The organism is Oligoflexus sp., from assembly GCF_035638955.1.
Classification (GTDB): domain Bacteria; phylum Bdellovibrionota_B; class Oligoflexia; order Oligoflexales; family Oligoflexaceae; genus Oligoflexus.
This window is the reverse complement of the sequence record NZ_DASQYZ010000321.1, coordinates 1-10562: the sequence shown is the minus strand read 5'-3', so window position 1 is coordinate 10562 and position 10562 is coordinate 1. Positions and strand designations below refer to the sequence as shown.

The window sequence follows — 10562 nt, the reverse complement described above, 5'->3', positions numbered from 1 at the left end:
ATGCGTAGTTTGCCGAAGTGGCCCCAATCGACCTGGGCCTGCTCACCGGCAATGACATGTTTTTTAACGTAAAATCGCTCCTGATACGAGGGCCGCATCGTACCGAGCCGCCGCTGAAGTTGTCGCAACGATCCCGTGTAGGACCTTGCTGACCCACTCGATGAAGCCGCCCACAGTGCTCGCCACGAGGCACAGGATGATATGCATGGCGTGCTCAAGCGGCGACCAGATGAAAAAGAGGATGAGAAGGAGCGGGCCATAGAAGAGGGTGCGGCAGAAAGCGACGAATCGCCCTGATGGGCGGAAGACGAGGCAGTTCGCGTTCGCCTCGACCAGCTCATGGGAAAGATAATTGGCGGACGAACCCGGGATGAATGTCCAATCAAGATCTCTTTCCTGCTTCAACGTGATCTCCCTTTCCGCCTTGGGACCAGCATTAAACGCCGCAGGGCAAGGCTGCGAGGTGATCGCAGCCCATCCGCGTCCCACGGCGTCCAGACTTCACGAATCAGGGGCTTGCCATAGGCGCCCGGATCCATGCATTGTAATAACCGACGCTAGCGTAGATATCGCTGCCGAACGTGTCAATGCCCGCTCCTTGGGAGAGAACGCCGATCACCCTCAGTGCCATAACCACTCCCTGGATACGGTGAACTCGGGACTGTGGTGAGTCCCAGGTCAAAACACCAGAGATTTTTTGCAACAGAGCCGTAATACCTCTGCTGAGATCTTCAATTCCGTCGCTGCATGATTGCTCGCAAATCCAGATATTTTCCCGCTCAGAGTTCGCAAACGCAACAAAGCCCTTTAAGCTTTATCTCATGCTATAATCAGGATGAAGCTATGGATGAAACAGAATGCGGCCCGTAGTTCGGAGGCGAACCGTGGGCTGTTTTTCTGTGTTCTGCCTTTACATTCTCCCCCGGTTGTTCGGACATCCTTATCCTGGTATTAGCGACGTCGATTTTTTGACGTCGACTGGCAGCACAATAATGAGTTTAAATAGTATCCATCCATATCCTTGGGGGTCTGATGATTAACCAAAGTAAGCTTGTAGTATTTTGTCTCGTTGCAATAGCTGGATTCGGCCAGGGGCAGCGCTCGTATGGGTCGACTCTCACTGTAAAAATCCAAGGCATTCGGTCGACTCAGGGTCAAATTATCACACACTTATACCAATCCCCCGATGGTTTCCCCGGAAAGCATGACAAGGCTTTCAAAAAACAGAGTGTTAAAGCAGTGAGTGGAGAGATTGAGATTTCATTTGCTGAGTTGCAGGCAGGCACGTACGCACTCTCTGCTTATCACGACGAAGACGGAGATGGGAGCTTAAAGACAAACTTAATTGGATTTCCGAAGGAGGGAGTTGGTCTATCCCGTCCCCCTGCCGAGCGTAAATGGGGGCCCCCCAGGTTTGACGACGCAAAATTCGATATTGGTCAATCGGGCTCTACCGAGACCATTAAAATCGAATATCCTTAGCAGGGGCCGGCCCTGCCCCGTCCGGAGCTCATCCGAGGGCGTGTCAGCCGGCAATACGTATGGCTGGATTCATCATGTGTCTATAAAAATGTGGGGGCAGCTCTATCACAATCTGAAAAGGCACCCATGGTTTATCAAGCCGATGGCCGGGTGCAAGGTTCAAATGGACTTTAGCCCCCTCGCGCTCTATGAAACTCTTTACTGCGTCCATGCCTACTCCACGGCCCGAAATGGCCCCAACCGTTTCACTCGTCGAGAAGCCGGATGCAAAAATCAGATTTGCCAGATCTTTTGGCTCATAATCAATGTGCTCCTGGATGAGTCCCTTGTGTAGCCCTGCCTCCCGGATCCGGGCAATTCCTAAACCCCTGCCATCGTCTTCTATTTTTACTTCCAGCCAACCGCTGGCACTTATATTTAAGCTGATCCTGATTGATCCTTCGGGACTCTTTCCAGCCTGAATTCTCTCGCCCGGCAATTCAATGCCATGGTCCAGGGTGTTACGAAGAATATGAGTAAAAACGTTCTGCAAAAGAGAAACGCCTTCACGCGAAATACTGATGGCCTGGTGATCAATGACGATTCTGGGCGGCTCTTTGTTCAAGTCTTTAGCAAGCCGGACAGAAGGTTCCGTCAATTCCTTGAATACCTCTTCGGCAGACCGATAGAGATGTCCAGAGAACAGGTGTTTTAAACGATTCAGATAGTCACGGATTCCGTCCTTTTCCATTCGTTGTTCCAGGGCTTCGATTGCTTCGATTTCCCTTTGCAGGTCTGATAGCTGCCACTCCACAGTTTTCCCGGTCTTCTCCAATCGGTTGAGAGTTTGATCGTTAATGTGGTCGTATTTATCCAGTTCATTTTCAATGCAGACAAGATCCTTTAGCACCGGGTCTTGCTGCCATAACAGAGGATCTTCTCGCATACGAGACAAGGTGTTTTCCGCTGCATGGGCGGCCTCTGCCATGTCCTTGAGTCCCAAGGATCTGGCTGTTCCTTTGATGGTATGAAGGTTAATGAATAGGATTTTCAGCACTTCCTGGTCCAAACTTTCGGTCTTTTGAGCAAGCTCCCTGCTCGCCGTGATGAACTGATGACTTGAGCGGGAGAACCGATGGTATTGCTCCTGCGGAATATTGATCAGCTCGCCAATCCCATCGAGCATTTTCTTTTTGCTTTCCACGTCCGCTTTATACCGCCGTATTTCGGTAACATCTTTACAAGTTACGAGAATTCGATCTGTGACGGACTCGGTGTTCAGGATGGGTATCCAGTCTATCTCGTATACCTTTGGCGACTCACCACCATCGGAGTAGGTTATCTCACGAACCAGGGAGCCGGCATTCACTTCAAAGGCAATTTGGTCCTCCCCAATGGATGCGGACAATGCGGCCTCAATGGTTTTGCAGGTATCAGGGGTCAGATCGCTATTTTTGAACAGCAGCTGAAGGGCGCTTTTGTCAGCGAAATTCCCTTCGCTAAACAATGTTTCCAGGTGCGCTGAATAGTCTTTATGAAGGCGCAGGTCGCTCGTGGCAATTGTGAAAATCCCAAGTTTGATATTCTCCAGAATCGATCTAATATCCCGCGTTTTCTCTTCGACTTTCCGCTCCAGGCCTTCATTCAACTCACGAATGTTCCGCTCTTTCTCTTTGACTTCCTGGACATACTGAGCGTTGCGAACAGATATTGCGCCCTGGGTGGCTATGATTTCAAGTAGTCTTACCCGTTGGCTCGTAAAAGCGCGCGCTGAAAGATTATTTTCGAGGTAAAGAAGCCCAATAAGATTTCCCTGATTAAGAATAGGCAGGCAAATAACAGACAAAATTTTATTCTTTTTGATATATTCGTCCGAGGCAAGATCTGGATCCTGCCAGGCCTCATCGACTATGATACTTTCCTGCTTTCTGAAACAGTGCATGACCACCGCGTGCGCAATATGAGGATATGTCTCCAGCGGCTTTTCAATTGCCTTCACTATTGTGGTTTCCCGAATTAGCCCATGAACTTTGATGGTCAACTCATTTTTCCGGCCCATAATCAAATAGCCGTGCTCGGCCCCAGCGACCTGCAGGGTAAGCTGCATAAGATCCTGCAAAAGCTTCTCGTAGTCCATTTGGCCGGACAGAATCTGGGATGCACGAACAGCAGATTCAATATCCAGATCGTTTGCTACGATATTGCTCGTCGACGCTCGTTTAACGATCGTTGTGTTTATTGTTCCCCGGAAGCTGTCCTTATCAACGGTACCTTGAAGGTCACCATGGCGTTCCTTTAATTGGGCACATTTTGAGGACGAACCCCAGAGTTCGTACAGAGCATAGGCTTTTTCCAATTCACTTGTAGCAAATCCCCGTTCATTCCTCTCCAAAAGGAAAGTCCCGTATCGTTCATGGCAAAGAGCCAGCTCGTTCACATAGCGACTCTTCCGCGCTGACTCTATGGCCTCCCGATAGCCCGCTCGCGCCTGCTCCATTTTGCCTTCGGCCCTGGCCCGTTCAGCTTCGATCATTATACATTTGTGTGCGAAGTTCATCGGTGCATGGAGGGACAACCTCTTAAGGCGCTTGAGGCTGCGGTTTACACGCCTCATCAGGACCAATCTCGCCGAATATCCGGCTTTGCTCCAAACAGCGAGAGCGATCAAGGCATCGATAAAGCACATGAAGGGAAAGTAATAGCTGCTTATGCCATTCATGCGCAATTTATAGGCTGATTTGATGTAGGAATCCGCTTTTGGATAGTCGCCAAAAAGGTAACTCAAATAGGCCGTCATAAGGAGGAACAGGAAGTGGTTGGCGGCGTCCCCCCGCTCCTTATATCCGATAGCCGGGTTTTCACGAGTCAACCACTTTCCCTTCAATTCAGTAGGATTATGGGATTCACCCAGGAGATTTGAAACGGCCTGGGTAAGAATCAGGTGGCCATCAAGGGAAGCGAATTGCTGCATTCTCTCATATGCCTGCTGAAAACCAATATTGTCCCGGTTGAGCTCGCTGAGGTTACTCCCCGTAAAAAACCGAAATGTGCAGTGGCCTAAAGCACACATGGCCGAAAATTCGAACTCCCCTGTCGTCAGACCGTGATTATACCCCGCAAGCAAGGGTTTTATCGATTCATTTAAATGTTCTTTCCAAGGCCTCACCATGAATGAAAGAAAAAATGTGGTTCCGGTCAACCCCACGCAATTCGAAGTGCGTTCACTAAATGCCCTGGCAATCGAACCATAACGGTGACCCCGATCGATATCCCTGAAAAAAGTGCAGAGGAGAAACGCAAAGCTTGCGAGAGTCTCCCCCGTCTTCTCATGAAGCCCATGCTGAAGGGAGAGACGGACGATTGTCAGGATTGCAGTCACCGCAACAAGCGGATGCAACCGATAAAGCACGCCAACAACTCTCGTTAGAATATTCAAAATCGCCTGAATCCGCTGATCGTTGAGGCGCGGCAAGCTATTAAGCTGTTCCACAGTCTTGCCATCGAGGAGCTTCTTGCAAATCCGTAGATTCCAGAGCATTTGCCAGGGATTTGGTTTGCTGGTCAGAGTCAAACCCAATGTTTTGAGTATGGGCGAAGCATAATCCAGCGCCTCTCGAATCTGATTGGTGACGACATAGTACAAACAGCGAATCTCGTGAACGTGAATGCTATCGTATATACTTCGTGCATGCCTGCAAACCTCATCTGCCATATGATGCATGCGAGGATAACGCGCGGACAGATACAAGGTATCGACAGCTTCGTTATGAAGGGTTAGGGCAAATTCATAGTCAATATTCCAGCCGTCCGGGCCAAGCAAGCCAATGGCGAATTCCAGGTAGTCTGATGCCAAAGTATAAACAGCAGTAGCTTTTGCCTTTTGGGCTGCGATGAGACAAAACCTGGCTATTTTCAGAGCATCTTCCCGGGAACACTTAATAAAATCTTTTCCGGCCAGGTAATGGCTCAATGCTTCATAGAGCGTTTGGTGTTCGGGACGACTTTTGTACCTGGCAATGGTTAGCTCGGCCAGTGCCAGATGGTACGTAGCGGCTTTTTCCCTGGCCAGCCGCTGATATATTTCCAAATGCAAACGTTCATGCGTGAAAGAAACCACCGGGTTGACTTGTATCTCCGTGCCGCTTTCAAAGCGGGACCTGGCCTGCTGTATGATTCCTTCATGGAAGGCGAGGCGGATCTGCGAAGGAATCTCGGTTGCGGGTCGATTCAGAAGTATAGCTAAAGTATCATAATCGAAGTCAGGTCCAATGCATGACGCGGCCTCGAGTATCGACAAAGCATCCACGGGAAGGACGCGTACCTTCTTGACCAGACTATCGACAACATTGGTGGCAATCTCACTTCGCTGTATTTCGTCTTCATTCCAGGAGAATCCTGACAGGGAAGGGTCAAAGCGTATAAGGCCGTGATCATGGAGCGACATCACCCATTGCATCAGGGACAATGGATGACCAGCGACCTTCTCCAGACAGATTTCCGCCAGAGGCCGGCACGTCTGCAGATCGGTCCTTAGCGATTTGGATAGCAGCTCATTGACTGCGTTCAGTGACAAAGGCGCAAGTTCCATGATCTCTACTACATCAGGCAGTTCTTTGCACAATTTCAGCAGGTTTTCGGCAGGCCCTTGATCTGACGGCTCATCGTCTTTGATGGAGCCTACAAGAAACAAATTTTTCTGTTCATGATTTTTTAGGACGGCGATCAGGATTTTAACCGAGGCCTCGTCAGCGAAGTTCAGATGCTCCAGATGCAATACGAGGGGGTTCGATGGCGTCGCCAGGCAGGCAAAAAATTTTGTGAATACCATTCTAAATCTATTCTGCTCCTCGTCCGGAGACAGCTGCGGCACCTCTGTCTGCGCTCCAAGAAGGTCCAGCAGCTCTGGCATGAGTCCAGTTAGCAGCTTCCCATTTGGTCCGAGGGCGTCTACTATTCTTGCTCGCCAAAAATTAATTTGTTTTTCCGATCCGCACAATACTCTTTCCATGAAAGTACGCAAGGGTTGAACAAGGCCGCTGTAGGGTATATTTGATTGCCGTTGGCTAAACTCGCCCTTAATAAGATGACAATGGTGCGATTCCATATGAGGGATCAGCTCCTGGACCAACCTGGACTTGCCTATACCGGCCGGTCCTTTAATGAGCACCGCCCGGCGACTTCCTTTGCTAGCTTCGTTAAACAAATCCAGCAATCCATGAAACTCCCTGCTTCGCCCGAAAAGTTGCGACGGAAAGGTAAGCCTTTCGGAAACATCTGCAGTTCCGAGCTCGAGTTCACCGGGTTCCTGTCCATCCTCGATCTCCTGCGCGCATCGCTCAAGATCGTACCGGATTCCAGCGCTGCTCTGGTATCGTTCTTCGGGATTTTTCGCCATCATTTTCAGAATCACGCGCCCAAGGTTCCTGGGCACTTTCGGGTTGATCGTGTGAGGATTCAAGGGCATTCGCGCAATATGCGCATGGATCAACTCCATACGGTCGCTGGCCTGGAAAGGAGTCTCGCCGCATGCCAATTCAAAAAGTGTGGCGCCTAGCGAATAGTAGTCACTCCTATAGTCAGCGGCACGATTGATCCGTCCGGTTTGTTCTGGCGCAATATAATGCAACGTGCCTTCAAGACCGTCTTCGGACCCACCTGCAGACACCATGTGTGAAAGCTTTTTAGCAATTCCAAAGTCAATTATGGAAGCAACATCTTGCTCCTGGTTCCAAACCAGGTTTGAGGGGTTTATATCCCTGTGGATAATATTAAGACGGTGAATCTCACCTAAAATCTGACTGTAGCGGATAAAGAGCCGAATAACGAGCGGCATGGGAAGCGTCCGCAGAGCACTGACACCCGAGAGGGCAAGTCCACCCATATCTTCGGTAATTAAACATACGTCTGAACCCTGCTGAAAAAATTCAAAAACTTTCGGCACGCCCTCTATATTCAGCGAATTTAACAACTCAAACTCGTGATAGCTGCGCGCAAGGTCATCTGCTGATGGTATTTCCTTTTTTGGCCTTTTTAGAATAACCGATCGACCATCCTCTCGACGTATTCCCCGATAAATGAGAGAGTTCGCACTATCATAAATCTTTTGGTGAATATCATAACCAGGAATCTGAAGCATCGATCGTTCCTTCCTACAGATAGTCCGCGGACAAACTCGAGAAAATCAAGGCCATCAAAAGCTACATGTTCGCTACCTACTGGAGCCTGGGAAATCCTGATAAGAGGACTTGCGTTTGTTGCCGACTGCATTGGCCCGCTGCCAGGTAAACAGAAATTATCAGGAACCAGGGTTGACAAGAGAACCTGGCCTAAAAAGAATATGTAAGTCCTGTCTGGAGGCTGATCATTGTGTTCTTATAGCGATCTTTTTTGCCCATAGTGAAGGATGTCCTGGCCTCCCCTTCTGCATCTGAGTAGACCAGGGCCCCATTCACAACTGACGTTTGAAAGGAACGGCCGGCGCCGATCGCAAATATGTGATTGATACCAGGTGGCGGGCCGAATGGATTATGAAAGTCCGGGTTTGACGCGTTATACATAAGGCCATAACCTGTACGGATTGAATAGCTCTCGTTAAAACTGAGTTGAAGCCCCAACCGATAGAAAGGCGTATCTTTCATTTTCAAGATGTTATCAGTCGTGCTTTCGTTACCGGGAAGGAGGTCGTCGTCTATATCGAAATCACGCTTTTTGATCGCTGAATATTTGCGAGTGCCGGCATCTGCTCCGAACAGAAGATTTTCCTGCAATCTGAAACTCAATCCCAGGCCAATTTCCTGAGGCAAAGTAAAATCCCGCCATGAGAGGTCTGTGCCCGCCGGCGCAATCGGAGTGCCCATTTGGCTGGCTATTTGCCCTTCCCCATTTAGATCAAATTTTACTTCGCTCTTGTAGGAAAACCCCAATCGAATCGAGTCGGACACTCGATAGGACAGACCGATTTTAAGTCCCGAATATGATATCCCCGACAAATTCATCTTATGGTTTGTGACGCCATCAACCTTTAGTTCCTCTTGATAACCTGCATATATATTGCGTTGCTGTATTGAAGCTGCAAGCTCCCTATTAAATCGGTAGATAATAGCGGGAGATAGTTCGAATATGGCCAGCGCCGATTTAATATCGGCTTTAACCGCTGGAGAGCCGGTAGGTAAAGGCAGAGTGATTCCACGAATATCTGTTCCTGCGCCTCCCGCCCCGGTTGCTACAACGGCAAGAATAAAATTATCGTCGTATTGGTAAACACCTGCCAACCCCATAATGGGAAAAGTCCCGGCCCCGGTTTTCGTCTCGCCAAAGAAGTTTCCCTGACTTTTGGTGTGGACGCCACCGATGAGTGCTTCAAAAGAAGAGCTGCTGACTGAGCTCAGATTCGCTGCATTCACTGCGGCGGCCAGAGGGCTGTCGTCGAATCCAATGGTGACCCCGGCCATTCCGGAAGAAGCCACACCGGCGGCAGTTGGCGGATCATATGAACTGAAAGAGGGAGTGCTGATAAAAATCAACGCAAATAAAATCGTCTTGTTTTCAAACACTCGAACCTCGCGAGGATAAGATAATGATCAGGAACAGCCCGCAAAAAAAAGCGATTTCAATCGCATGGATGCGAATGGGAGTTTATATCCGATTCTATCCTGGTTCATATATGGAGTAAACAATCGAAAATTAAGGCTTTGGGGATTCACTTCGGAAGGTCTTTTCGGTCATCCTGGGTGTATTCATTCGGTGGATCGTGAATGTGAAACAGGGGATATAGATTGCGTTTATTCTGGAAACTCGCAAGAAGCTAAAAAAGCCTGGCTTCTCCTTGAATCAGGAGCATTGGACGCTTACCGTCCGGGTTAGTTATAAGTTTCGCTTCCATCAACTCATCAGACTTCCGACCAGCGATATCACTATGATCTCAAAGCATTTTCTGCTTCCGCCACGCGGCTACCGCATAATCATGCTCAAGAACCAGAACCATTGCTCGCCAATGGGAATACCCAGATAACTCAGCTATGGCAGGCTCCGTCGTTAGTCCTCAATCATGGAGGTTGAACCGGTCAACTGCCTGCCGCGCCGAAAAACCCGTGATTCTTTATTTAAGAGACAGTCGGTTTAGCTGCCCTGACGGGTCAAGTACCCTAGCTCCAGCACAACGGTATTGCGTTTTTCTGCTGTTGAACCATCAGTATTGGCACTGGTAGCCGGTTTCACGGATCGGTACTGCTTATCCCCTTCCACCTTGATAACTTGAAAAGGCTGCTCTTTAAGATTGGCACTACAAGTTGCCTGCAAAACATCAGTGGCTTGATTCAAAGGCACGCTCCTGCCGCAAATGTAGCTCCAGGCACCTGCCGCGTAAGCTACTTTTGGAGTTACAGTCAAAGAAGTGGCCGTCAAGTCCAAGGTTCTGACGGCAGGCGCAATATCTGCGCTGCCGATGACTTGTGTTCCCTTTTCCAAGGACTCGTATTCCAGGGTAGTGCATGAGGATTCGGCGTAGAAACTGAGCCTGGTACTATACGTTGTACCTGAATCTGCGATTGTCACAGTCAGCTTCATACCGCCTGCCTTCGTGGTGCCAGGTGTCTGGGACGACAAATCAGGCAATGTCTGCGGAATACAATATTCGGTGTCTCCGACATCCATGATTTTCCACTCGCCATCTGAATTACCAAACAGTGCCACGGACGAAGTTGAGGAATCGTCATCCGCGCCGCAGCTCGCCAGAAGAAAGGCCAATCCGAGGCAGGTGCAAATTTTGCTGGGGCGGGCAGTGATCTTCATGTAACTTTTCCTTTTTTTCTGGTGACCATACGCAAATCTTTGCTCATACTCGGTACGGACGGTAAAACATTAATACATTTTTCCAGTCGTGGGATTAAGCCAACGAACTCGTTGCAATTTTTCCCGGATTTTTTCGATGAATGATGAAGACTTGCTATTGGGCGTGCAGTTAAATCTGTAACCTATGCACGGATTCAGCACATCGCGGGGTTTTCATGGTGCAATCGCTTACTAACATGATCAAAATCCGGCGAAGGAGCCTGATTGATTTAACCCGATGGGCCGGATGCAAGGGCAGAAGCTGCATCTTC

The 10562-nt window shown here is 49.2% G+C and carries 5 protein-coding genes; 1 reads left to right on the top strand and 4 read right to left on the bottom strand.

All coding sequences use genetic code 11. From position 1 onward, the window contains the following. Window positions 1-63: 63 nt before the first annotated feature. On the bottom strand, window positions 64-405 hold the full coding sequence (locus tag VE954_RS29305; RefSeq protein WP_324959634.1) for a hypothetical protein: 342 nt from the start codon (window positions 403-405) through the stop codon (window positions 64-66). A 627-nt stretch (window positions 406-1032) separates the two neighbouring features. Here VE954_RS29305 and VE954_RS44490 point away from each other — a divergent pair. Further along, the gene (locus VE954_RS44490) at window positions 1033-1482 is read left to right on the top strand and encodes a DUF2141 domain-containing protein (RefSeq protein ID WP_414699040.1); all 450 of its coding nucleotides are present in this window, start codon (window positions 1033-1035) and stop codon (window positions 1480-1482) included. A 43-nt stretch (window positions 1483-1525) separates the two neighbouring features. On the opposite strand, the gene VE954_RS29300 is transcribed toward VE954_RS44490, so the two are convergent. The 3 genes from VE954_RS29300 to VE954_RS29290 form a co-directional block, all read right to left on the bottom strand. Next, entirely contained in the window at window positions 1526-7597 is a 6072-nt protein-coding gene (locus VE954_RS29300) for a protein kinase domain-containing protein (protein WP_324959632.1), read from the bottom strand. A gap of 190 nt (window positions 7598-7787) precedes the next feature. Beyond that, window positions 7788-9014, bottom strand: coding sequence for an OmpP1/FadL family transporter (locus VE954_RS29295; RefSeq protein WP_324959630.1), 1227 nt, complete (start codon window positions 9012-9014; stop codon window positions 7788-7790). Between the two features lie 565 nt (window positions 9015-9579). After that, window positions 9580-10251 carry a hypothetical protein gene (locus VE954_RS29290; RefSeq protein ID WP_324959628.1) on the bottom strand — a complete coding sequence of 224 codons (672 nt, stop codon included), beginning with the start codon at window positions 10249-10251 and terminating at the stop codon, window positions 9580-9582. Window positions 10252-10562 lie beyond the last annotated feature (311 nt).

Bases quoted from the DNA above. Each gene is read 5' to 3' on its own strand.
- VE954_RS44490 (WP_414699040.1), top strand. From the start codon at position 1,033: ATGATTAACCAAAGTAAGCTTGTAGTATTTTGTCTCGTTGCAATAGCT.
- VE954_RS29300 (WP_324959632.1), bottom strand. From the start codon at position 7,597: ATGCTTCAGATTCCTGGTTATGATATTCACCAAAAGATTTATGATAGT.
- VE954_RS29290 (WP_324959628.1), bottom strand. From the start codon at position 10,251: ATGAAGATCACTGCCCGCCCCAGCAAAATTTGCACCTGCCTCGGATTG.